23 protein-coding genes and 2 pseudogenes are annotated in these 23,746 nt (G+C 72.0%); 18 read left to right on the top strand and 7 right to left on the bottom strand.

Features of this window, described 5'->3' with window-relative positions; translation table 11 throughout:
- Window position 1 precedes the first annotated feature (1 nt).
- Complete coding sequence (locus tag OG736_RS07425; protein WP_327181733.1) at window positions 2-670, top strand: potassium-transporting ATPase subunit C; 669 nt, start codon at window positions 2-4, stop codon at window positions 668-670.
- Between the two features lie 177 nt (window positions 671-847).
- On the top strand, window positions 848-1,036 hold the full coding sequence (locus OG736_RS07420) for a hypothetical protein (protein WP_327181732.1): 189 nt from the start codon (window positions 848-850) through the stop codon (window positions 1,034-1,036).
- A 45-nt stretch (window positions 1,037-1,081) separates the two neighbouring features.
- Here the strand turns inward: OG736_RS07420 and OG736_RS07415 are convergent, their stop codons facing one another.
- On the bottom strand, window positions 1,082-2,380 hold the full coding sequence (locus OG736_RS07415; protein WP_327181731.1) for an MFS transporter: 1,299 nt from the start codon (window positions 2,378-2,380) through the stop codon (window positions 1,082-1,084).
- Between the two features lie 331 nt (window positions 2,381-2,711).
- Window positions 2,712-3,650, bottom strand: a complete 939-nt coding sequence (locus OG736_RS07410; RefSeq protein WP_327181730.1) for a LysR family transcriptional regulator — start codon at window positions 3,648-3,650, stop codon at window positions 2,712-2,714.
- A 125-nt stretch (window positions 3,651-3,775) separates the two neighbouring features.
- On the opposite strand from OG736_RS07410, the gene OG736_RS07405 reads away from it, so the two are divergent.
- The 15 genes from OG736_RS07405 (at window position 3,776) to OG736_RS07335 (ending at window position 19,215) form a co-directional block, all read left to right on the top strand.
- The gene (locus OG736_RS07405) at window positions 3,776-4,798 is read left to right on the top strand and encodes a fumarylacetoacetate hydrolase family protein (RefSeq protein WP_327181729.1); all 1,023 of its coding nucleotides are present in this window, start codon (window positions 3,776-3,778) and stop codon (window positions 4,796-4,798) included.
- Window positions 4,795-5,763, top strand: coding sequence for a cyclase family protein (locus OG736_RS07400; protein WP_327181728.1), 969 nt, complete (start codon window positions 4,795-4,797; stop codon window positions 5,761-5,763). The genes OG736_RS07405 and OG736_RS07400 overlap by 4 nt, the downstream gene beginning before the upstream one ends.
- A 23-nt stretch (window positions 5,764-5,786) precedes the next feature.
- Window positions 5,787-6,917, top strand: a complete 1,131-nt coding sequence (locus tag OG736_RS07395; protein WP_327181727.1) for an FAD-dependent oxidoreductase — start codon at window positions 5,787-5,789, stop codon at window positions 6,915-6,917.
- Window positions 6,914-7,921 (top strand): amidohydrolase family protein, encoded by a 1,008-nt coding sequence (locus OG736_RS07390; protein WP_327181726.1) that lies wholly within the window; start codon window positions 6,914-6,916, stop codon window positions 7,919-7,921. Before OG736_RS07395 ends, OG736_RS07390 begins: the two co-directional genes overlap by 4 nt.
- A 5-nt stretch (window positions 7,922-7,926) precedes the next feature.
- Entirely contained in the window at window positions 7,927-8,859 is a 933-nt protein-coding gene (locus OG736_RS07385; RefSeq protein WP_327181725.1) for a VOC family protein, read from the top strand.
- Between the two features lie 60 nt (window positions 8,860-8,919).
- Window positions 8,920-9,891, top strand: a complete 972-nt coding sequence (locus OG736_RS07380) for a fumarylacetoacetate hydrolase family protein (protein WP_327181724.1) — start codon at window positions 8,920-8,922, stop codon at window positions 9,889-9,891.
- Window positions 9,888-10,640, top strand: a complete 753-nt coding sequence (locus OG736_RS07375) for an SDR family NAD(P)-dependent oxidoreductase (RefSeq protein WP_327181723.1) — start codon at window positions 9,888-9,890, stop codon at window positions 10,638-10,640. The genes OG736_RS07380 and OG736_RS07375 overlap by 4 nt, the downstream gene beginning before the upstream one ends.
- Before the next feature lie 28 nt (window positions 10,641-10,668).
- Complete coding sequence (locus OG736_RS07370) at window positions 10,669-11,454, top strand: CoA transferase subunit A (RefSeq protein ID WP_327181722.1); 786 nt, start codon at window positions 10,669-10,671, stop codon at window positions 11,452-11,454.
- Entirely contained in the window at window positions 11,451-12,101 is a 651-nt protein-coding gene (locus OG736_RS07365; RefSeq protein WP_327181721.1) for a CoA transferase subunit B, read from the top strand. Before OG736_RS07370 ends, OG736_RS07365 begins: the two co-directional genes overlap by 4 nt.
- Before the next feature lie 316 nt (window positions 12,102-12,417).
- On the top strand, window positions 12,418-13,761 hold the full coding sequence (locus OG736_RS07360; RefSeq protein ID WP_327181720.1) for an aminomethyl transferase family protein: 1,344 nt from the start codon (window positions 12,418-12,420) through the stop codon (window positions 13,759-13,761).
- Between the two features lie 40 nt (window positions 13,762-13,801).
- Window positions 13,802-14,674 (top strand): methylenetetrahydrofolate reductase, encoded by an 873-nt coding sequence (locus tag OG736_RS07355; protein WP_327181719.1) that lies wholly within the window; start codon window positions 13,802-13,804, stop codon window positions 14,672-14,674.
- Window positions 14,671-15,576, top strand: coding sequence for a formyltetrahydrofolate deformylase (gene purU, locus OG736_RS07350; protein WP_327181718.1), 906 nt, complete (start codon window positions 14,671-14,673; stop codon window positions 15,574-15,576). Before OG736_RS07355 ends, purU begins: the two co-directional genes overlap by 4 nt.
- A gap of 151 nt (window positions 15,577-15,727) precedes the next feature.
- Window positions 15,728-16,633 (top strand): bifunctional 5,10-methylenetetrahydrofolate dehydrogenase/5,10-methenyltetrahydrofolate cyclohydrolase, encoded by a 906-nt coding sequence (locus tag OG736_RS07345; RefSeq protein ID WP_327181717.1) that lies wholly within the window; start codon window positions 15,728-15,730, stop codon window positions 16,631-16,633.
- 89 nt (window positions 16,634-16,722) lie between these two features.
- Window positions 16,723-17,658: a LacI family DNA-binding transcriptional regulator gene (locus OG736_RS07340; RefSeq protein ID WP_327181716.1), complete on the top strand. Its 936-nt coding sequence runs from the start codon at window positions 16,723-16,725 to the stop codon at window positions 17,656-17,658.
- 195 nt (window positions 17,659-17,853) lie between these two features.
- Window positions 17,854-19,215, top strand: coding sequence for an aminomethyl transferase family protein (locus OG736_RS07335; RefSeq protein ID WP_327181715.1), 1,362 nt, complete (start codon window positions 17,854-17,856; stop codon window positions 19,213-19,215).
- 319 nt (window positions 19,216-19,534) lie between these two features.
- On the opposite strand, the gene OG736_RS07330 is transcribed toward OG736_RS07335, so the two are convergent.
- The 4 genes and pseudogenes from OG736_RS07330 to OG736_RS07315 form a co-directional block, all read right to left on the bottom strand.
- Window positions 19,535-19,906, bottom strand: coding sequence for a MerR family transcriptional regulator (locus OG736_RS07330; RefSeq protein ID WP_327181714.1), 372 nt, complete (start codon window positions 19,904-19,906; stop codon window positions 19,535-19,537).
- Window positions 19,907-19,958: 52 nt separating this feature from the next.
- Window positions 19,959-20,993: an MDR family NADP-dependent oxidoreductase gene (locus OG736_RS07325; RefSeq protein WP_327181713.1), complete on the bottom strand. Its 1,035-nt coding sequence runs from the start codon at window positions 20,991-20,993 to the stop codon at window positions 19,959-19,961.
- A gap of 156 nt (window positions 20,994-21,149) precedes the next feature.
- Entirely contained in the window at window positions 21,150-22,295 is a 1,146-nt protein-coding gene (metX, locus tag OG736_RS07320) for a homoserine O-acetyltransferase MetX (RefSeq protein WP_327187545.1), read from the bottom strand.
- Window positions 22,292-22,813 (bottom strand): annotated as a pseudogene (locus tag OG736_RS07315) (PLP-dependent transferase); the annotation flags it as partial. The gene metX and the pseudogene OG736_RS07315, both read right to left, overlap by 4 nt.
- Here OG736_RS07315 and OG736_RS47245 point away from each other — a divergent pair.
- Window positions 22,694-22,975 (top strand): annotated as a pseudogene (locus tag OG736_RS47245) (2-oxoglutarate and iron-dependent oxygenase domain-containing protein); the annotation flags it as partial. The pseudogenes OG736_RS07315 and OG736_RS47245 sit on opposite strands and share 120 nt — an antisense overlap.
- Before the next feature lie 211 nt (window positions 22,976-23,186).
- Here OG736_RS47245 and OG736_RS07305 read toward each other — a convergent pair.
- The gene (locus OG736_RS07305) at window positions 23,187-23,540 is read right to left on the bottom strand and encodes a PRC-barrel domain-containing protein (protein WP_327181712.1); all 354 of its coding nucleotides are present in this window, start codon (window positions 23,538-23,540) and stop codon (window positions 23,187-23,189) included.
- Window positions 23,541-23,746: the final 206 nt, after the last annotated feature.

Genomic DNA, 23,746 nt, shown 5'->3' with positions numbered 1-23,746 from the left:
CATGAACAACTCCCTGACCAACACCGCCCGGTTGCTCGGGGCGGGCCTGCGCGCCCTGCTCGTGCTGACCCTGGTGACCGGTGTCCTCTACCCGCTGGTCGTCACCGGCATCGCCCAGGGGATCTTCCCCGGGAAGGCGAACGGCTCGGAGATCGAGGCGGACGGCAAGGTCGTCGGCTCGACGCTGATCGGGCAGTCGTACAACCTGCCGCTCAAGGAGGGACAGGAGACCCCGGAGCCCGACCTGAAGTGGTTCCAGGGCCGGCCGGCCAACGGCCTCGGCACCAACAGCGTCAACACCCAGTACAAGCTGATCCTTTCCGGCGCGACGAACCGCTCCGCCGACAACAAGGACCTCATCGCCTGGGTGACCGCTGCCAGGGCCGCCGTCGTCAAGGACAACTCGACCGCCGACTACAAGGTCCGCCCCTCCGGCGTGCCCGCCGACGCCGTCACGTCCTCGGGATCCGGCCTCGACCCGGACATCTCCCCGCAGTACGCGGACATCCAGGTCCATCGGATCGCCGAGCGGAACGGTCTGTCCGTCGCCCGGGTCCGGCAGCTGGTCGACGAGCACACGGACGGCCGCACCCTCGGCTTCCTCGGTGAGCCCCGGGTGAACGTCCTGGAGCTCAACATCGCACTCAAGGACCTTGTGGACAAGGGCTGACGGCGGCACGCGACGCGGGGGGAGTCGGCGGATCCGGGAGCGAGCCGGGTCCGCCGACTCCGGCCGGCGTGAGGCCCGTGGTGCGCTGACCTGACGTGTGCCGTCGGCGCGTCGGCGGTCGGGATCGACAGGCCCGGCCCGGCCTTCGGCCGCGCGGAGATCCGCCGACGCGGCCCGATGGCGAGTCCGCCCGAGGCCCGCACGACGCCGTGTGCGATCTCCCGTGCCATGGCCTGCGCCGAATCGGCGTGGCGCGCGTCCGTGGGGTCCGTCACCATCGCCGACCTGGCAGGCGACATCGAGTCCGACTACGGGAGCGGCGCCCTCGCCGGCATCGGTGCCTGGCTGGGCCCGGCCGACTCCTGAGACCGCGGCGACCCGCGCCCCGCCGGTCGGCGCGCGGGAAGATCGTCAGCCGGCGGTGAGAGGCACCCGCCGGCGGCCGGCGAGGCCGAGAGCGACCGCCCCGACGGATCCGGCGAGGGCGAGTACGCCCAGCGCTCCTGTCAGGCTGCCGAGGGCCGAGGTCAGCGCGAGGACCACGAGTGGGCAGATGAACTGGCCGATGAAGAAGGAACCCGTCCACAGTCCGGTGCCGCGGCCGCGGTCGGCGTAGTCGAGCTTGGACAGGGCGAGGGTGAGCAGGCTCGGCAGCATGATGCCGCCGCCGAAGCAGTTGATCATGGCGCCGACGGTCAGGACGACGGGGCCGGGGGCGAGCCAGATCACGGCGAAGCCGAGCGCGCACAGGGCGAAGACGGCGGGCAGCCAGGCGTCCGGGGTGCGGCCGAGCCGGGTGAACACGACCGCGCCGATCACGGTCGCGAGGCTCGAGGCGGCGATGGCGAGCCCGATCATGCCGGGGTCGGTCACCCCCATGTCGTCGAGGAGGAAGGCCATCTCCACCTGGACGGTGTAGAAGAGGACGGCACCGAAGACGGTGAGCGCGCACGTCCCGGCCAGCGGCCGCCAGGGGAAGGAACGCCCGGCCGGCTCCGGGGGTGCGGCAGGGGAGGGGACGGCGGTCGTGTCGGCGGGCGCGACGGGGGAGGGGGCGGTGGTGTTGCCGGTCGGCCGGGGGCGGGGCAGGAAGGCGGCCATGGCGGGGGCGAGGAGCAGGCTCACCGCGTAGGCCCAGAACGGTGTGCGCCAGCCGGCCGAACCCGCCGCGCCGCCCAGGACGAAGAAGGCCGTCGCGGAGATCGAGGCGCACATCGTCTGCATGGCCAGGTAGCGGTCGCGCTGCCGGCCGGAGTAGTAGTCGCCGATCAGTGTGGTGCAGCAGGTCATGATGGCGGCTTCGACGACACCGACGAGGGCGCGGCTGGCGACGATGGCGCCGAGGGAGTCCAGCCACAGCGGAGCGGTGCCGACGACGGCGTAGAGCGCGGTGGCGATCACGAGGAGACGTTTGCGGCCGAGCCGGTCGACGACGATGCCGGCGAAGGGCGCCAGCAGTGCCAGGGAAAGGGCCGGGATCGTCAGGGCCATGGGGACCAGCGCCTCGACACCGGGAGTGCCGGCGAAGTGGTCCCGCATCCGGGGCAGGACGGGAGCGATGAGCACGGCGCCCAGGATGGGCAGACAGCTGCCGGCCATCAGCAGCGTGATGCGGAGCCGGTGTCCGGCTCCGGACACGGGCTGCTCGGACAGTGCGTCGTCGGCGGCGGCGAGCGGCGGGGACGACAGCGGGGGCACGGGTGCGGGCATGCGGGAACTCCACCTGGCGTATCGGGAGGGGGACGGGGGCGCGGCCGTCTCGGTGAGGCCGCCCGGAACACATGGCGGATCCGGAACTCGGGGCAGATCCGGAACAACACATGGCCGCTCCGGAACCCGGGGCGGATCCGGAGCGCACGGCGGGGCCGGAGTGTGGGGGCACCGATGATCGCCGTGGCGTCGCGAAGGTCCGGCTCACCGGGGTCTGCTCCGCCCCGGCGGCGGTGAGCGGTGCGGCTCCGGCGCCGGGTTGAGACGACTATGAGGTACCGCGCAGGACCTGCCTAGCCCCCGGCCGATCGAGATCGAGGATGTGGATCATTCACGCCCTGGATGCGGCCCGACGACCGGATGCGGGCGCGCTCAGCTCCGCTCCCACGCGGGCCGCGGTGTCGCGCAGCCACATGTGCGCCGCGTCGTGGGTGTGGACCGGGTGCCACCACAGGGCTTCCTGGAGGGGGACCACCTCGTACGGCGCCGCCATGACGCGTACGGCGGCCACCCCGCGCAGCTGCTCGGCCAGACGCTGCTGCACCAGGGCGATCCGGCGGGTGCCGGCCACCAGGAACGGCAGCACCTGGAAGCTGTCGACGGAGACCTCGACACGCGGTTCGATGCCCAGCATGCTCAGCTGGCGGGCGGCGGGGGCGTCGTAGGTGCGCTGATAGGTGACCCAGGGCAGCCGTGCCAGATCGTCCATGGTCAGCCGGTCGCCGACCTCGTCGTTGGTCTCGGCGACGAGAAAGGCCCAGCCGTCGGTGAACAGTTCGACGGTGGGGAAGCCGCTGATGACGCCGTGCGGCATCAGCAGTCCGTCGGCCGTGCTGAGCAGGGTCGCCGTCTCCTCCGTCACGTCGGTCGGAGGCCGCTGGAAGCGCAGCCGCACCCCGGGAGCCTCGGCGTGCACGGTCCGGGCGAGCTCGGCACCGAACACGGCGACGGCGTAGTCGGAGGAGAGCAGGGTGAACTCGTGCTCCTCGCTGCCGGGGACGAACTCGGCCCTGCTGCTGAACACCCTTTCCAGCAGGTCACAGGCGGTGGCGGTGCGGTCGAGCAGCGCGCGTCCGAGGGCCGTGAGCTCGTACTGGCCACCGACGCGGGAGAGCAGCTCGTCGTCGAAGTGGCGACGCAGGCGGGCCAGGGCCGCGCTCATCGCGGGCTGGCTGAGCCCGATGCGCTGCCCGGCCCGGGTGACGTTGCGTTCCTCCAGCAGCGCCCGCAGGGACAGGACGAGGTTGAGATCGAGGCCGGACAGGTACACAACGCCTCCACACCGAGGCCGCCCCAGGCGGCGTTATTCATGCGATGGATGATCGATATCCAAAGAATCGATTTCCCAGATTACGGGAGGTGGGGCCAGATTAGTCGCATCGCAATCAGGAGGACATGTCAGTGAAACCCGCAGCCCCTTCCGCGTCCTTCTCCGGACCCTTCGCCCTCGGCACCCTCTCCGCCCCTGACCAGGTGTCTTTCCCCGGCCTCGTGGTCCCCGAAGGGCGGGTGCTGGACCTTCGTACCGCCTTCCGCGACCCCGCCCTGACGACCCGGCGGCTCTTCGAGCGCTGGGACGAGGTGCTGCCGCGCCTGGGCGCCCTCGCGGCGAACGACACCGACGCCCCCACCGGCACCGCCGACGCCTGGCAGCCCCTCGAAGGACTGCGGGTGCACGCTCCGGTCGAGCCCCGCCAGGTCTTCCAGTCCGGGGCCAACTACCGGCAGCACGTGATCGACCTGGAGGTCGCCCACCGCGCGCCCGACGACCCGCGCACACCGGAAGCGGCCCGGGCGGAGATCGCCGAGGTCATGGACCGACGGGCGGCGGAGGACCTGCCGTACGTGTTCATCGGTCTGCCGAGCGCGATCACCGGCCCCTACGACGATGTCGTCCTGCCCTCCTGGGCCGAACAGCCGGACTGGGAGCTGGAGTTGGCGGTCGTCGTCGGCAGGCCGGCCTACCGGGTGTCGGTGTCGGAGGCCCTGGCGCACGTCGCCGGGTACACGATCGCCAACGACCTCACCGACCGTGCCACCGTCTTCCGCCGGGACATGAAGGCCATCGGCACGGACTGGCTGCGCAGCAAGAACGCGCCCGGCTTCACCCCGCTCGGCCCCTGGATCGTGCCGGCCGCGTCGATCGCCGACCCGGGCGATCTGCGGGTCACCCTGAAGCTGAACGGCGAGACCATGCAGGACGAGTCCACCAAGGACATGCTCTTCGGTATCGCCCGGCTGGTGTCGTACGCCTCTCAGACCTCCCGACTCCTGCCCGGTGACCTGGTGCTGACGGGCTCTCCGGCCGGCAACGGCATGCACTGGGGACGGCTGCTGCGCGACGGCGACGTCATGGACGGCTCGATCACCGGGCTCGGTGCCCAGCGCACCCGCTGTATCACGCAGGAGGCGTCGTGAGCCCGGACCGCCACGACCCCGAGGGCGCGATCGCCGAGGCGGCCAAGTCCTTCTCCAACTGGGGACGTTGGGGCGAACACGATGTGCTGGGCACCCTGAACTTCCTCGACGGGGCGAAGCGCCGCGAAGGCGCCGCCCTGGTCCGCCGGGGAGTCAGCTTCTCGCTCGCGCAGTCCTTCGACATGAACGGCCCGCAGAAGGGCTGGCGGCGGCGCACCAACCCGGTGCACACCATGCTCGACACCGGTACCGACGCCGCCCTCGGCAACCAGGGCTTCCCGCACGGCATCGGCGGCGCCGACGACGTGATCGCGATGCCGCTCCAGTGCTCCACCCAGTGGGACGGGCTCGGCCACATCTTCGACCACGGCAAGGCGTGGAACGGCCGGCCGGCCGAGCAGGTCGTCACCTCGGACGGCGACCTCGTCACCGGCATCGAGCACATGGCGCCGTACGTCGCCGGACGCGGGGTCCTCCTCGATGTCGGCCAAGTCATCGGAGCCGAGAGCGGGGGAGAGCTGCCCGACGGGTTCGCCATCACCGAGGAGCACCTCACCGCGACCGCCGACGCGCACGGCGTGGTGGTCGGCCGCGGGGACATCGTCGTCGTGCGGACCGGACGGCTGGCCCGGGCCCGGCGCGAGGGCTGGGGCGACTACGCGGGCGGCGACTCGCCCGGCCTGTCCTTCACCACGGCCGGCTGGCTGCACCGCACCGAGATCGCCGCGATCGCCACCGATACCTGGGGCTTCGAGGTACGGCCGAACGAGTTCGACGCCGCCTTCCAGCCCCTGCACCAGGTCGCCATCCCCAACATGGGCCTGCTCATCGGGGAGATGTGGGACCTCGACGCGCTCGCCGCCGACTGCGCGGCGGACGGCCGGTACGCGTTCTGGCTCACCGCCGCGCCCCTGCCCATCACCGGAGCCGTCGGCTCACCCGTCAACCCGGTCGCGGTCAAGTAGCCCGCGTGACAAGGGAGCTTCCCATGACCACACCCCGCACGGTCCTCGTCATCGGCGGCGGCGCCGCGGGCAACGCCGTGACCGTCCTGCTGCGTCGCGCCGGCGTCGCCGTGGACCTGATCGAGGCCAGGCCCGACTGGAACGCCACGACCGGCTCCGGCATCACCCTCCAGGGCAACGCCCTGCGCGTGCTGCGCGACCTGGGGGTCCTGGACCAGGTCGCATCCTCCGGCTGGGCCTTCGGCTCGCTGGGCGTCGTCGCTCCCGACGGCACCGTTCTCCACGAGGCCGAGGACATCCGGACCGGCGGCGACGACCTGCCCGCCACCCTGGGCATGCAGCGGCCCCGGTTGCAGCAGATCCTCATCGACGCGGTCCGCGCCAGTGGCGCCGGCGTCCGCCTGGGCACCACCGCCGAGACCCTGGAGCAGGACGCCGAAGGCGTCTCGGCGCGCTTCAGCGACGGCTCCACCTCCCGGTACGACCTGGTGATCGCCGCCGACGGACTCAACTCCGCTACCCGCGCCGCCATCGGCATCACGACGAAACCCGAGCCCACCGGCATGGCCATCTGGCGCACCACCGCGCCACGCCCCGCGGGCCTGGTGCGCACCGACCTGGCCTACGGCGGCCCGGCGTACATCGCCGGCTACTGCCCGACCAGCGAGCACACCCTCTACGCCTACGTCGTCGAGGCGTGCCGCGACCGCGCCTCCATCGACCCGGCCCGCTACGCCGACGAGATGCGCCGGCTCACGCGGGGATACGGCGGCCACTGGGCCGAGATCACCCCGCACATCACGGACCCGGCGAAGGTCAACTACACCTGGTTCGACCGTCTGCTGGTGGAGGGCTCCTGGCACCGCGGCCGGGTGGTGCTGGTCGGCGACGCAGCGCACTGCTGCCCGCCCACCCTCGCGCAGGGCGCGGCCATGTCCCTGGAGGACGCCTCGGTCCTCGTCGAACTCCTCACCGCCGGCCGGGACTGGGACGACGACCTGCTCCAGCGGTACCACGAGCGCCGCATCCCCCGGGTGCGGGCCGTGGTCGAGGCGTCCGTGCAGCTCGGGCAGTGGCAGCTGGACGGCGTTCGCGACGCCGACGTGCCGGGCCTGATCGGCCGGACGATGACGATGCTCAAGGAGCTGCCGTGACCGACCGGACGTCGCCGACCGTCGACGTGCACGCCCACGTCCTCCTCCCCGAGGTCGACGCCCTCGTCGCCGGGCTCCCCGGACTGACCGCGGCCAGGGAGCTGGACGCCCGGCGCAACGGCCCCGCCTCCCTGGCCGTCAGCGGCCCCATGGTGCGTGAGCGCGTCCCGCGGCTGACCGATGCCACCGTGCGGCTGGCCGCCATGGACGCGCAGGGCGTGGACGTGCAGCTGGTCAGTCCGTCGCCCTCGCACTACCACTACTGGGCGGACGAGGAGACCGCCGAGAAGCTGTACCGGCTCGCGGGCGAGGCGACCGCCGCGCACTGCGCCCGGGCGCCCGACCGGCTGAAGGGTCTCGGACTCGCTCCGCTCCAGCACCCGGACCTGGCCGTACACGCCCTCGAACACGCCCTGGAACAGGGTCTGTCGGGAGTGGAGATCTCCTCCCACGCCCCGGGCCGGGAACTGTCCGACCCGGCGTACGAGCCCTTCTGGGCGCGGGCCGAGGAGACCGGCGCGATCCTCTTCCTGCACCCCTTCGGTTGCACGCTCGACGAGCGCCTGGACCGCTGGTACCTGTCCAACACCGTGGGCCAGCCCACCGAGAACGCGGTCGCCCTCTCCCACCTGATCTTCTCCGGGGTGCTGGACCGGCACCCCGGCCTGAAGGTGATCGCCGCACACGGCGGCGGCTATCTGCCGACCCACATCGGCCGCTCCGACCACGCCTGGTCGACGCGCGCCGACGCGGGAGCGGGCTGCGCGCACCTGCCCAGCAGCTACCTCAGGCGGCTGTACTTCGACTCGCTGGTCCACGACCCGCACGTCCTGCGGGAGCTGATCCGCGCGGTCGGCGCCGACCGGGTACTCCTCGGCTCGGACTTCCCCTTCGACATGGGCACCGAGGACCCCGTCGGCGCGCTGCGCGCCGCCCGGCTGCCCGACGCCGACTTCCACGCCGTACGAGGCGGCAACGCCGCCGCCCTCCTCCGGAAGGACTGACCCCCATGCGTCTGCTCACCCACCTGCGGCACGTCGACCTCGCCGTGCCCGACTACGACAGGCAACTCGACTTCTACGCCGGTGTCTGGGGCCTGACCAAGGTCGCCGAGGACTCCGGGATCTCCTTCCTGGCCGCCGAGGGCAGCCCCGAGAACTACGTCGTACGGCTGCGCAAGGCCGACGAGAAGCGCCTCGACCTGGTCTCCTACGGCGCGGCGAGCGCGACGGACGTGGACACCCTCGCCGAGCGCCTCCTCGCCGGGGGCGTCCGGCTGGTCACGCGGCCGGGCAAGATCGAGACCCCGGGCGGCGGCTACGGCTTCCGCTTCTTCGACGTCGACGGCCGCACCGTCGAGGTCTCGGCGGACGTCGGGACCCGCCAGCACCGCAAGATCGAGGAGAAGGAGGCCATCCCGGTCAAGCTCTCGCACGTCGTCCTCAACTCCCCCGACCTGAACGTCACTCGGGAGTGGTACGAGCGCCACCTGGGCTTCCGGCTCTCCGACACCCTCATGCATCCCCGGATGGGTGAGGCCATGCATTTCATGCGGATCAGCAACCAGCACCACTCCATGGCGATCGCGCAGGGCCCGCACACCTCGCTGCACCACGTCTCCTTCGAGATGCGTGGTATCGACGAGTACCTGCGCGGCTCCGGCCGGGTGATCCGCTCGGGCGCCCGCAAGCTCTGGGGCCCGGGGCGGCACACGGCCGGCGACAACACCTTCACCTACTTCCTCGACCCGCAGGGCAACACCGTCGAGTACACGACGGAGCTGGAGCTGCTGGACGAGGACACCTGGCACCCGCACGTCTACGACTTCTCCCAGCCCGAGATCGCCGACCAGTGGGGCACCGCCAACCCCATGAACGAGCTGGTCGCCAAGGAGTCCTTCAACGACGTCGACCGCGGCGTGTTCGTCGCCCCGCCCGTCTGACCCCTCGCCACCCAGAGGCACCCCGCCACCCCCGAGCCACCCCGGAGCCTGGAGCCGTCCATGCGTTTCGCCACCTACGAACACCAGTACCGGCGCCGGGTCGCCGTCGTCGACGAGGACGGCACCCTCCGCCCGGTGCCCGGCGCGCGCTCGCTCACGGAGCTGATCCGGTCCGGCGACGGCCTCGACGCGCTGCTCGGCGTCGGCGCCGCCGCTCTCGGGGCTCCGGCCGGACCCCATGTGTCCGAGGTGCGGCTGCTGCCGCCGCTGGAGCCGCCCACCGTGCGGGACTTCGTCACCTTCGAGGAACACGTCGAAGGGGTACGACGGTCCGTGGACGGGGCCGGCGGGGTGCCGGAAGCCTGGTACGACGCCCCGACCTTCTACTTCACCAACCCGTACGCGGTCGTCGGCGCCCACGACGACGTGCCGGTGCCGCCGGGCAGCCACCTGCTCGACTTCGAGCTGGAGGTCGCGGCGGTCGTCGGCCGCGAGGGACGGGACCTCACCCCCGAACGGGCACGGGACCACATCATCGGCTACACCGTCTTCAACGACTGGTCGGCCCGGGACCTCCAGTCCCGGGAGATGCAGGTCCGCCTCGGCCCGTGCAAGGGCAAGGACACGGCCGCCACCCTCGGGCCGTACCTGGTCACCGCGGACGAGCTGGAACCGTACCGGGACACCGAGGGCTTCCTGCGCCTGGCACTGACCGCCGCCGTGAACGGCGAGGTCATCGGCGAGGACCTGCTGTCCCACATGAGCTGGACCTTCGAGGAGATGGTCGCCTACGCCTCACGGGGCACCGTCGTCCGCCCCGGCGACGTGCTCGGCTCGGGCACCTGCGGCAACGGCGGCTGCCTGGCGGAGCTGTGGGGAGTGCGCGGGGAGCAGTCACCGCCGCCGCTGAAGCCCGGTGACACGGTCACCCTCACCGTCGAGGGCATCGGCACGGTCTCCAACACGGTGGTGGCGGGCGCCGATCCGGTGCCGCTCCCCGCCGCCCGCCGCCGCACCCGGGAGCGGCCGTGACCGGTCCGCACCGGGGGAGGCTCCTCGGCAAGGTCGTGGTCGTCACCGGCGCGGCCCGCGGCCAGGGCGCGGCGGAGGCGGCGGCGCTGGTCCGCGAGGGCGCCCGGGTCGTCGCCACCGACGCCCGGCCGGCGGGCGACTGCCGGCGTCTCGACGTCACCAGCGAGGACGACTGGGCCGAACTGGCCGCGGTTCTGCGGGAGTCGTACGGCGAGGTGCACGGCCTGGTCAACAACGCGGGCATCACCTGGCGCGCCCGCGTCGGCGACGTACGGCCCGAGGACTTCGCCCGCGTCCACGCCGTCAACGTCACCGGACCGCTGCTCGGCATCCAGCACCTGGCACCGCTGATGCCGCCGGGTTCCTCCATCGTCAACGTCGGCTCGTCCGCCGCCCTCACCGGCCACTACCCGGTCGCCTACACGGCGAGCAAGTGGGCCCTGCGCGGCCTGTCGAAGAGCGCGGCGACAGAGCTCGGCCCGCGCGGCATCCGCGTGAACACGATCCACCCCGGCTTCATCGAGACCGAGATGACCGCCTCCGCCGCGCCCGCCTTCCGCGACGCGAACGTCCGCGAGACACCGCTCGGCCGCACGGGCACCGCGCACGAGGTCGCCCCGCTCGTGGTGTTCCTGCTGTCCGACGAGGCCTCCTTCGTCACCGGCGCGGAGATCCCCGTCGACGGCGGCCTCACCGCGCACGGCGGCGTGAAGTCCGTCTCCGACGCCCTGCGCGAGGCGGCGTCGTGAGCCGTCCCGACCGAGAGGCAACTCCCCGATGGACAAGGTAAGTTCCGGCGCCGCGGCGGCGGTGGCCGACATCGCCCGCGGCGCGTCACTGGCCGTCGGCGGCTTCGGCCTCAGCGGTGTGCCCGAGGTGCTGATCCGGGCCCTGTACGCACAGGGCGCCACCGGTCTGTCCGTCGTCTCGAACAACTGCGGTGTCGACGGACGCGGCCTCGGCGTGCTGCTCGCCGCGGGCCGGATCGCCCGGGTGACAGGCTCCTACGTCGGCGAGAACAAGGAGTTCGCCCGCCAGTACCTCTCCGGCGAACTGGAGGTGGAGCTGGTCCCGCAGGGCACTCTCGCCGAACGGCTGCGCGCGGGCGGCGCGGGCATCCCCGCCTTCTTCACCCCGGCGGGCGTCGGCACCCAGGTCGCGCGGGGCGGACTGCCCTGGCGCCACGCGGCCGGGGGAGGATCGGTCGCCGTCGCCTCACCCCCCAAGGAGATCCGCGACTTCGCGGGCCGCCCGCACGTCCTGGAGCACGGCATCACCACCGACTTCGCCCTCGTACGGGCCTGGCGCGGCGACCGGCACGGCAACCTCCGCTTCCGCAGGGCCGCCGCCAACTTCAACCCCCTCGCCGCCATGGCCGGCCGGATCACCGTCGCCGAGGTCGAGGAACTCGTCGAACCGGGCGCCCTGGCCCCCGACGAGATCCACCTTCCCGGCATCCACGTCCAGCGGGTCGTGGAGCTGACAGCCGCCCAAGCGGCAGACAAGCACATCGAACGCCTTTCCGTTTCCGCGTCTTCGACACGAGGGGCCGTACGCGCATGAGCTGGACCCGAGACCAGATGGCCGCCCGCGCCGCCGCCGAACTCACCGACGGCTCCTACGTCAACCTCGGCATCGGCCTGCCCACCCTGATCCCCGGCCACCTCCCACGGGACGTGCATGTCGTCCTGCACTCCGAGAACGGCATCCTCGGCACCGGCCCGTACCCGTACGAACACGAGGTCGACCCCGACCTGATCAACGCGGGCAAGGAGACGGTCACCGTCCTGCCCGGGGCCTCCTTCTTCGACTCCGCTCTCTCCTTCGGCATGATCCGCGGCGGCCACATCGACACCGCGGTCCTCGGCGCCATGCAGGTCTCCGCCCGCGGCGACCTGGCCAACTGGATGATCCCCGGCAAGATGGTCAAGGGCATGGGCGGCGCGATGGACCTCGTCCACGGCGCCCGTCGCGTGATCGTCCTCATGGACCACACCGCCAAGGACGGCTCACCGAAGATCGTCCGGGAGTGCTCTCTCCCGCTCACAGGGGAGGCCTGCGTCCACCGGATCATCACCGACCTCGGTGTCCTCGACGTCACCCCCGACGGCCTGGCGCTGGTGGAGACCGCTCCGGGCGTCACCCTCGAGGAGGTCACGGCGAAGACCGCCGCCCCGCTGCGCGCCGACGCCGTCACCGCCGCCTGCTGAACACCTCCTGCGCCGGCTCCCCGTGGGCCGCCGGACCGGGGATCCCCGCCGACGGCGCGCGGGGGATCCCGTCCTGGTCCTGCGCCGGTTCCGCCTGTCGAGCACGTGGGCCGCACACAAAGATTCCGCGTCAGGCACTTCGTGCGGACGGAGTCGCTTTGCTAACGTGCGCTAGATCGATTTAGCGGAGTCGGAACCGCAGGGGTGAGCCGCTCGGTCGGGTCGGCGCCTTCGGTGTGAGGTCTCCCTGCCCTTCACTAAATCGATTTAGTGCCAGGTGGCGCGACGGGACGAACGCTCGGCAAAGGAGCCGCACATGACCACCCCCTCCCTCCAGAACGGCATCGACCGGGCCGGGTCCCCGATGAAACTGCTGTGGCAGCCGAACGCGGAGCCGTGGCTTCCCGAGGTCGTGGACCGTGAATACGCCGGCTGGCGTCAGGAGCAGACCGCCTGGCACCAAGGCGTGGCGCTCCTCAACCTCTCGCACCACATGTACGACATGTGGATCGAGGGCCCGGACGCCACCCGGGTGCTGGCCGACCACGGCGCCAACAACTTCGAGAAGTTCGCGATCGGGCAGGCCAAGCAGTACGTGCCGGTCACCCGGCACGGTCACATCGTGACCGACGGCATCCTGGCCCGCGAGGGCGAGAACAAGTACCTGCTCAGCGGGATCCCGGCCGCGCAGCACTGGGTGCAGTACCACGCGGAGAAGGGCGGCTACGACGTCGGATTCGCCACCGACCCGTCCTCCGCCTTCCGGCCCGGCGGCGGTGCCCCGAAGCTGTTCCGCTACCAGATCCAGGGGCCGCTGGCGACGGAGCTCGTCGAGCGGGCCTTCGGCGGACCGCTGCCGGAGACGAAGTTCTTCCACTCCAGCCCGGTCACCCTCGACGGTCACCCTCTGCGTGCCCTGCGCCACGGCATGGCCGGTCAGGCCGGTTTCGAGTTCATCGGCCCCTGGGAGCACGCCGCGTATGTCCACGAGGCCTTCCTCAAGGCCGGCGAGCCGCTCGGCCTGGTCCAGGTCGGTGCCCTCGCGTACGCCACACCGAGCGTGGAGAGCGGCTGGATCCCCTCACCGGTGCCCGGTATCTACACCGACCCGGACCTGCTGGAATACCGCCGGTACCTGCCTCTGTTCGGTATCGAGGGCAAGCGTCCGCTGAACGGCAGTCACTACTCGGAGGACATCGAGGACTACTACGTGTCCCCGTACGAGCTCGGCTACGGGAAGATGATCTCCTTCAACCACGACTTCCTGGGCCGGGACGCCCTGCTGAAGGCGAAGGACGAGCCGCTGCGTACCAAGGTCACCCTCGTCCTGGACCCGGACGACGTCCGCTCCGTCATCGGCGGGGGCGAGGACCCGGGGTTCGTCCTCACCTACGCCCGTCACCGGGTGGAGAGCGCGGCCGGTCCGGTCGGCACGACGATGCAGAGCGCGTCGATCGACCCGGTGGGCACGGTCCTGGCGCAGACCCTGATCGACCCGGAGTACACCGCGCCGGGCACCGAGGTGGCGGTCGTCTGGGGCGAGCACCCCGGTTCCGGCACCGACCCCGGGGCCGACCTCGGCTTCCCCCGGATCCGCGCCACCGTCCAGCCGTCCCCGTTCAACGCGCACGCACGCACCCTGTACCGCCACAACCGCTGACGCGGGCCGACCGAGAAGCGAAACGAGAGACGTCAAGACGATGCAACCCGCGAGCACGGTACGCACAGAGGTCGGCACCTCCCTGCTGGACGACTTCTCCCTGGAGATGACCGGGAAGGACGTTCCCAAGCTGGAGGAGGCCCGCGACACCATCCCCCCGGGCACCCGGATCAACGTCACCTTCCTCGGCAACGAGGACCTCCGGCTGCGGCTGGACGCGGCCCGGGCGGTCAAGCGGCTCGGCTTCGTGCCCGTACCGCACATATCCGCCCGGCGGCTCGGATCCCGCGACGACTTCGAGCGGTTCCTGGCCGGACTGCGCGCGGACGGCACCTCCGACAACGTGTTCCTCGTCGGCGGGGACCCGGCACACCCCGAGGGCCCGTACGCGGACGCGCTGTCCCTGATCGGCACGGGGCTGCTGCGGGAGTACGGCGTCCGTCACGTCGGCATCGCCGGCTACCCAGAGGGCCACCCCGCGATCGACGGCACCGCCCTGTGGTCCGCGCTGCGGGACAAGCACGCGGCACTCGCCGCCCAGCCGCTGGAGGCCGGTGTCATCACCCAGTTCGGGTTCGACGTCGACCCGGTGCTCGCCTGGGTGGAGGAGGTCCGTGGCCGTGGCGTCGGTCTGCCGATCAGGATCGGCGTGCCCGGCCCCGCCGGAGTGCGGCGGCTCATGGCGTACGCCGCCCGCTTCGGTGTCGGCACCAGCGCCTCCGTCGTCAAGAAGTACGGCTTCTCCCTGACCAACCTCATGGGTACGGCGGGTCCGGACCGATTCCTGCGCGCCCTCGCGGCGGCCCACGACCCCGCCCGCCACGGCGAGTTGAAAATCCACTTCTATACGTTCGGCGGGCTCAGGGCGACCTCCGACTGGGCCGCCCGCTTCCGGAAGGACGGCCTGGCATGATCCTCACCCAGGACGCCCCGGCCCGCGCCGCCAGGAGCGGGCCGCCCGCCCCGCAGGCCTCGCTCGTCGTGCAGGGTGCCGACGCCACCGGCATCGTGGCCGCCGTCACCTCCGCCCTCGGCGGCCACGGCGCGAACATCGTCTCCCTCGACCAGTACTCGGACAATCCGCAGGGCGGCGCCTTCTTCCAGCGGACCGTGTTCGGCCTCGACGGCCTCCAGGCCGCGCTGCCCGCCCTGCGGGCCGACCTGGACCGGTACCTGGTGGACGCGTTCGGGCTCCGCTACACGCTCCGCGACCTCTCCGTGCCCAAGCGGGTGGCGATCTTCGCCTCCAAGTCCGACCACTGCCTGCTCGATCTGCTCTGGCGCCACCGCCAGGGCCAACTCCCCGTCACCGTCGCCATGGTGATCTCCAACCATCCCGATGTGGCCGAGGAGGTACGGAGTTTCGGCGTCCCCTTCTTCCATGTCCCCTGCCAGGGCGCCGACAAGTCGGCTGCGGAGGCGGAGCACCTCCGGCTGCTCCAGGGCAACGTCGACTTCGTCGTCCTGGCCCGCTACATGCAGATCCTGTCGGCGGACTTCATCGATCGGGTCGGCGTCCCGATCATCAACATCCACCATTCCTTCCTGCCCGCCTTCATCGGCGCCGGACCGTACGCCAAGGCCAAGGAACGCGGCGTGAAACTGGTCGGCGCCACCGCCCACTACGTCACCGAGAACCTCGACGAGGGCCCGATCATCGAACAGGACGTCGTCCGCGTCACCCACGCCCACACCGCCGGCGACCTCACCCGCCGTGGCGCCGACGTGGAACGCGCGGTGCTCTCCCGCGCCGTCCTGTGGCACGCCGAGGACCGCGTGATCCGCGACGGCAACCACACCATCGTCTTCGCCTGACGGCACGCGGCGCAGGGCACGCGGCGCTCGGCACACTGCCGGTCCGGCCCGGCGCCGTACCGCCGCGGTCCCACCGGCCGAGCGCCGAGCGCCCGTCGCATGTCTCTCGCCGGGGGAGGTGTGCCCCACCTCAGGAAGGCCGTTCACCACCATGACCACCACGATCGACGGCAGCCGGATCGCCCGGCGGATCCGTGCCCGGGTCGCCGAGGAGGTCGCCGCGGGTGCGGGAACGGTTCCCGGACTGGCGACCGTTCTCGTCGGCGACGATCCGGCGAGCGCCGTGTACGTCGCCGCCAAGCGACGCGCCGTGCGGGAGGCCGGCATGCGCGACTTCCACCGGCATCTGCCCGGACAGGCCACTCAGGAGGACGTGGCCGCGGTGATCGACGAGCTCGCGGGCGACCCACGGGTCTCCGGCATCCTGCTGCAACTCCCGCTGCCCCGGCGGCTGGACGCAGCCGCCCTGATCGACCGCAACCCCGTCACCAAGGACGTCGACGGCCTGACCACCGCCAGCGCCGGCCTGCTCGCCCGCGGGGAACGCGGACTGCGTCCCTGCACACCCAGCGGTGTCATCGAACTCCTCGACGCCGAGGGCCTCGCGCTCAAGGGCGCCCGCGTCGCCGTGGTCGGCTGGGGCGCACTGGTCGGACGGCCGCTGGCCCAACAGCTGCTGCGGCGCGGCGCGACGGTCACGATCGCGCACGAACACACCACCGACCTCCCGGCCGTCACCCGGGCCGCCGACATCGTCGTGGTCGCGACCGGCGTCCGCGGGCTCGTCGGCTCCGCACACGTGGCGCCCGGTGCGGTCGTCATCGACGTGGGGATCCACCGCACGCCGGACGGCCTGGCCGGCGACGTCCGCTCCGCCGAACTCGACGGGATCGCCGACCGGATCACACCCGTCCCCGGCGGCGTGGGACCCATGACCATCGCCATGCTCATGGTCAACACGCTGCGGGCCGCCCGCTGGGGCGCCGAAGGCGAGACCTTGGCGGCCCGACCGACCGTCTCGTCGCGCTCGTCGCGTAGGCTGACGCCCGGGACTTAATCGTTCTACGCGTGGGACGCAGGTGGGACGCCGGCGTGGTGACACCCCTCGTCGGGGCGCGTGGTCCGGCTGAGAGGGAGTGGGTCGGCGTGGGCCGTTCCGGTCGGGTGACGCTGAGCGACGTCGCCAAGGCATCCGGTGTGTCCAGGGCGACGGTGAGCTTCGTGCTGAACGACGACCCGCGGCAGACGATCTCCGCGGCCACCCGGGAGCGGGTCACGGAGGCCGCCCACGAGTTGGGGTACGTCCCGCACGGCATCGCCCGCGCCCTGCGCGAGGGTTCCTCGCGCATCGTCGTGCTCAACGTCGACCGGGGCATCGAGGGCAACTTCTCCCGGAGCTATGTCCGAGGGCTCGACGAGGAACTGGCCGAGCACGACCACGTCCTCCTGGTCCGGCACGGACACGCGGCGCCCGAGGCCACGCAGAAGATCCTCGACGCCATCGTGCCGCGGGCGGTGCTCAGGCTCGGCGAGGTCTACATGCGCGGACACGAGCAGGGCGAGCCGGACGCGCAGGACTGGGAGAGCGGCTTCGCCGCCAACGCCGCGCTCCAGATCGACTTCCTCGCCGAACGCGGGCACACCCGGATCGCGATGGCCCTGCCCGACCACGAGTTCCCCCTGACGCAGGCCCGGCTCGGCTTCGCCCGGGAGGCCGCCCGGCGACGGGGACTGCCTCCCCTGGAACGCTTCGTCGTGCCGCGGCCGAGGGAGGCCGGCGCGGACGCCGTCGAGGCGTTCCTGGCTGCGCACGCGGAGGTGACCGCCCTCGCCGCCTTCGACGACGACATCGCGCTGCGCAGCCTCACGGCCCTGCGTGACCTCGGGCTGCGGGTGCCCGAGGACATGGCCGTGATCGGTTTCGACGACACCGAGTACGGCTCCCTGACCACGCCCGCGCTCACCACCGTGCACATCGACGCCGAGATCCTCGGGCGGATCGCCGCGCGGGACGCCCTCGGTATCGACACGGAGGGCCTGGCACCGGTGCGCGGTCGGATCGTGGACCGCGCGTCCGTGTGACCGCCGTCGAGCCGGTGACCGCCGTCGAGCCGTGACGAGTCGGCGCCCGTCGCCGGGAGCGGCGTCGCGTCCGTCCCACGCCGCGTCAGCAATGGATGCGGCGGGCGGAGCCTTCAGAGCGTCGCCGTCGGTGAAACCGACTGTTACGGTCCGGCTTAAACGATTTAGTCCTTGCCTCATGAGCCGGAGGATCCCGTGGACGCAGCCGAGGTTCGGCGCAGCACCTACGAAGCGGTGTTGCGACTCAGGGACGCCCCCTTCGTCACGCGGCGGCCGGCCTACTTCAGCCCCGCCGCCGCGGCCCAGGACGAGAGCAACCACCTGGCCTCCTTCGGGGCCTTCGCCCAGACGCTGCTGCCGCTCGAGTACACGGGCTGGGTCGAGGAGTGCGGTGCGCACGTCACTTCCTGCTACGTGGGCGACTGGTCGTCGCTGCACAAGGTCGTCGTCAGGGGACCGCAGGCGCGGGCCTTCCTCGCGTGGCTCGGCATGCGGGACCTGTCCCGCTTCGAGCTCGGCCAGATCAAGCACCATGTCCAGCTCGACGGGAACGGCTGGGTGGCGTCCGAGGGGATCGTGTGCCGCGTGGGGGAAGAGGAGTTCCTCTACACGGCCGGCAGCGCGGACTGGCTGCTGTGGCAGCTGGGCCAGGGCGGTTGGGACGCCGAGGCCGAGGACGTCAGCCCCGACCTGTTCATCTTCGGGGTCCAGGGTCCGGCGGCCCTGGACACGCTGGAGAAGCTGACGGGCGAGAGTCTGCGCGACATCGGCTTCAGCCGCAGCCGCCCGTCACGCGTCGACGGGGTCCCGGTGCGGGTCCTGCGGACCGGCATCTCGGGCGAACTCGGCTACGAACTGCACGGCTCCGCCGCTCACGCCGACGCGATCTGGTCGGCCGTCGTGGCGAGCGGCCGCCCGTTGGGGATCCGCGAACTGGGGCTGCGCTCCCAGCCGGTGCAGCACATCGAAGCGGGCATCGCCACGAACGGCCTCGACTACCTCCCCGCGTCCCTCCTCACCCCGGGCGCGCCCCGGCAGTTCAGGAGGGGAACACCCGGCGGCAGCTTCGTCCCGGAGAACGGCGTCACGGACTACTTCCGCAAGCCGGGCGAGCTCGGCTGGGGTTTCCGGGGCGGTGTTCCCGACCGCGAGTTCCTGGGGCGCGACGCGCTGGCCGCCGCGGCCGCGAAGGGGGACCCGCAGCGGACGCTCATGGGTCTGCGCTGGAACGCCGAGGACGTCTGCGGCATCCTGACCGCGCCCCTCGGCAAGGGCAGCCTCCCGGACCCGATGGAGCTGCCGCGCGGCCGCGGCCCCGCCTTCGACCAGGTGCTCGTCGGCGGCCGCCGGGTGGGGGTGTCCACGGGCCGGACCGTGAGTGTCAACCTGCGGTCGACGATCTCCCTCGTCGTGATCGACCCCGGCCAAGCGTCGCCGGGCACCGAGGTGGTGGTCCTGTGGGGCAGGCCGGGGACCGCGCAGCGGGAGGTCAGGGCGACGGTGACCGCGCTGCCCTTCAAACCGGACCGACGGCGGACCGACGTCACGGCGCTGTAGCCCGGACCGCGACCGGGGAGGGGGCGGGGCTGCACCGTGGCGGTCGTGCCTCCGTCCCCGCCCTCGTCGCTGCACGAACCCGGCGAGCGCCTCCACGGGGTCGACGGCGGGGACGACGGTGTGCGTGCGGTCGATGCCGTACCGGGTCAGGAGGTTGCCTGCTCGTGGAGCCGATCGCCGCCCCCAGAGCCAGGCCGAGTCCCCACCCCCCATCCCTGTCGCCCCCCGAGACCTCGTCCGGCGGCCCCTCGGCGTATCGGAGGGAGCCGTGTCCGGCGTCATCGACCTCGGTGAGCCGTCCGCCTCGGGGGACGGGGCGTCAGGGATGCTCGTAGGTGCGCAGGGCCAGTCCTGCGCGCAGCCGGCTCAGGCGGTCGATCTCGGCGTCGAGGGCCGCGATCCTGCGGTCGACCACCCCGGCGCCGGGCCCGCCGGAGCCGGGGGGCCCGCACCGCCGTCGGGGATTCTCGACCAGCAGGCCGATCCGGTCGGCGAAACTGCGCAGGTCCTCGACGGTGAGCCCGAGCGCCAGCAGCTCACGGATGACGCGGACCCTCGCCACCTCGTCCGGCCCGTACGCACGTTGCCCGGTGGCGGTGCGCCGCGGCGCCGGCAGCAGGCCCCGTTCCTCGTAGAGCCGCAGTGCCCGTGGGGTGGTCCCCGCGGCGGCCGCCGCGTCTCCGATCCGCATGTCCGTCCTCGCGTCCTCGGTCTCGGCCGCCGCGACCGCGCGCGACGACGCCTCACGTCGGCGGCAACTCCACGACCACGGTGCCGAAGTGCCGCCCCTGGAACAGTTCCTGCAACGCCCGCGGCGCGTCATCCATGCCCGGGATCCGTACGCAGGGGAAGGCGATCTCGCCGGAGCGCAGCCAGTCCCCGAAGCGCTCGGTCCACTCCTTCGCCACCTCGGGATGGTCCGTTCCGCTGTAACCGTGCAGCGAGATGCCCTGGTTGACGATCCGGAACGTGTCGATCTCGGCGGGTGCGCTGCCACCGTCCCGGCCCGGCGACAACTGTCCCGACAGCGCGCCGACCAGTGCGAAGCGGGCACCCCGGCGCCCGGCGCGCACAGCGGCGGCCAGCTGCTCACCGCCGACGTTGTCCAGCAGCACGTCGATGCCGTCGGGCGCCGCCGAGGCCAGCTGCTCGTCGATCGACCGAGATCCCGGGACCACGACCGCGTCGTAGCCGATCTCGGCCCGCAGCCGCTCGGCCTTGTCCGGCGACCGGGTGCTCCCGATGACCCGTCCCGCGCCCAGCAGCCGCGCCACGGGGCCCGCCAGCGTTCCCACGGCCCCCGCCGCGCCCGTGACGAACACGGTGTCGCCGGGGCGGACTTCGGCGAGCCGGGTCAGCGCTCCGTAGGCGGCCGAACCGGACGACAGATGGGCCACCGGGTCGGGCAGCACATCGCCCAGGGGAGCGCACTCGGCCGCCGCCACCAGCGCGTGCTCGCGCCACCCGAGCAGATGGGTGACCGTGTCCCCCGGGCGCAACGGACCGCCTGGCCCGGCCGCGACGACCTCACCGACCGCGGGACCGAACAGCGCGTCACCGACGTGGATACGGGGCAGCGGTACGCCGTCGGCCTCGCCGCCGATCAGAGTGCGCAGGCCGGGAAACACGAGGAAGTACCGGTTCCGGACGACGACTTGTCCCGGACCGGGTTTGGGAACCGGCTTCCGCGTGATCGTGAAGTGCTCGGGCCCCGGCAGCCCGCCGGGCAGCTCGGTCAGCAGGATCTCGCGGGTCGTCGCGGGCAGGGCAGCGGCCATGTCGGGGCTCCTGAACGGGTTCGAAAGGGCGTGCGGACGGGGACGGCCGGACAGGTCCGGCCGTCGGCGCGCAGACGCTAACCCCTGACGTACGCGTCAAGGGCAAGAGGGCTGATCCGCGACAGGGTCGGCCCCGAAGGAACCGAACGGCCGCCGCTAGCCGACGAGTTCGCGTACCAGCGCGGCGACCTGCTCCACTTCGATGAGAAAGCCGTCGTGGCCGTGGGGGGACTCGATCACTCGGAGGTGATCCGCCGCGGGAATCCCCGCAGCCAGCTCCGCCTGCTGGCCGAGGGGGTAGAGGCGGTCCGAGCCCACTCCGGCGACCAGCGTCCTGGCGGTCACGCGGCGCAGGGCGGCACGCGTACCGCCGCGACCGCGGCCGACGTCGTGCGTGTTCATGGCGCCCGCCAGCACGACATAGCTGCCCGCGTCGAAGCGGCGCACCAGCTTGGCGGCGTGGTGGTCGAGATACGACCCGACCTGGTACCGGCCGCCGCTCCAGGGGTCCTCCGTGCCCTGGGGCGCGCGGCCGAAGCGGATCTGCAACTCCGGCTCGCTGCGGTAGGTGACGTGGGCGATACGACGGGCCAGACCGAGTCCCGCGTGCGGCCCCAGGCCCGTGTCGTGGTAGTCGCCGCCGCGCCAGTGCGGGTCGTCGCGGATGGCATGGAGCTGGATGTCGGCCCAGGCGATCTGCTCCGCGCTCGCCGCCGCCGTCGTGGCGAGCAGGAGCAGCGCGCTCGTACGTTGCGGGTACGACATGGCCCACTCCAAGGCGCGCATCCCGCCCATGGAGCCGCCGACCACCAGGGCCCAGCGGTCGATGCCGAGCGCGTCGGCCAGCCCGGCCTCCGCGGCGACCTGGTCGCGCTGTGTCAGAGCGGGGAAGGCGCCACCCCAGTGCCGTCCGTCGGGACGGGGCGAGGACGGTCCGGTACTGCCCTGGCAGCCGCCCAGCACATTGGGAGCGACGACGAACCAGCGGTCGGTGTCCAAGGCCAGACCGGGCCCGATGAGTCCGTCCCACCAGCCGGGGGTGGGGTGACCGGGTTCGGCCGGCCCGGCGGCATGGCTGTCGCCGGTGAGCGCGTGGAGCACCAGCACGGCATTGGAGCGGTCCGGTGCGAGCCGCCCCCAGGTCTCGAACGCCAGCCGTGCGCCGGGCAGTTCACCTCCCGCCTCCAACGGCAGCGGTCCCTCCCGCAGGTGCCACCGGCGGCGCCCCGGAGGGTCCCCCTCCCGCCAGGCCCCGGAGGCCGGCGGGAGGGGGACCTGGGAGGTCGTCGGTACGGCGTTCAGGACGCGCCCTTCGCGGCACGGAAGCCGGCTTCCAGGTCCGCCTTGAGATCGGCGAGGTTCTCGATGCCGACCGACAGGCGCACCAGGCCGGGGGCGGTGCCGGTCGCCGCCAACTGCGCTTCGTCCAGCTGGCTGTGGGTGGTGGACGCCGGATGGATGACGAGACTGCGTACGTCGCCGATGTTGGCGAGATGGCTGAACAGCTCGACGCCGTCGACGAACCGCTTGCCGGCCTCGACCCCGTCCCGCAGTTCGAAGGCCAGGACCGCGCCGGCCCCGCGCGGCAGATAGCGCTGCCCCGCCTCGTACCACCGGTTGGACTCCAGGCCCGGGTAGTGGACGACGGCGACCTCGTCGCGCTGTTCCAGCCACTCGGCCAGAGCCTGAGCGTTGGCCGAGTGCCGTTCGATGCGCAGGCTGAGCGTCTCGACGCCCTGGAGGAGAAGGAAGGCCGAGTGCGGGGAGAGGGCCGGGCCGATGTCACGGAGCAGCTGGACGCGCAGCTTGACCGCGAAGGACACGTCGTTCCCCCGTCCGTACGGGACGAGGCGCTGCACGCGGCCCGCGCCTTCTTCGCGCTCCCGGAACACCGCCGACTGGAGATCGAGAACCTCAACTCGCCCCATTTCCGCGGCTATACGCGCGTTCGCCGACTTCGGCATCGAGGTCACCTTCGTCGACGACCCGGACGACCTGAGCGCCTGGTACTCCGCTGTGCGCCCGACCACCCGGGCCTTCTTCGGAGAGAGCATCGGCAACCCGCGCGGCAACGTCCTCGACACCGCTCCGGACCCGCAGCCGGGGCGGCGCGAGTACCTGGAAGTCAGTGCACGAGAAGCGGGGCCGACCGGAGGTTCTCCGGGCGGCCCCGCTTCAGGGTGACGTCGTGAGTCAGACGCTTCGGTGGTTCTGGTAGTAGCCGCCGACCTGCTCGTGATAGCCGGCGTCACCGACGTGCTTGTCCTTGTCGAACTCGGGGGAGCTCTTGATCTGCTCCTTCGTGAGGTCGACATAGATCTTGCGCTCGGCCTGGTCGACCGTCTTGACGGTTCCGGCCGGAAGCAGAACGTGCTTGCCGAAGATCCATACGCCGGTGTCGACGACCAGGTACGAAGAGGTGACGTCGTCCGAGTGCTTGTCGACCTTCCCGATGCTGCCGTCGGTAGCCTCGACCGTGTACCCGATCAGGTCGGTGCCCGTGGTGTGGCCGGTGGTCGGCTGGTAGCCCCAGATGCTGTCACTCATAAAACGACTCCCTCATCGAGATTCTTCGCCACTCCCGCAGTCGAATCTGCGGGAGTGTGCTGACGTCATCACATTCGGTGCCGCCTGCTCAGAAAATCGAGTGCCCTGCTTTTCGCCCCCCACGCATTCACCCCGCCGGAAAATTTAAATGGCCGGAGGAGTCGTGTTGGAGGCCATGGTTCCTGGCGGCACGAACACCCTCCGGC

It is taken from the genome of Streptomyces sp. NBC_01334 (assembly GCF_035983595.1).
In the GTDB taxonomy this organism is placed as follows: Bacteria; Actinomycetota; Actinomycetes; order Streptomycetales; family Streptomycetaceae; genus Streptomyces; species Streptomyces coriariae.
Note: the sequence above shows the minus strand (reverse complement) of the source record. Positions and strands in the feature narration are given on the sequence as shown.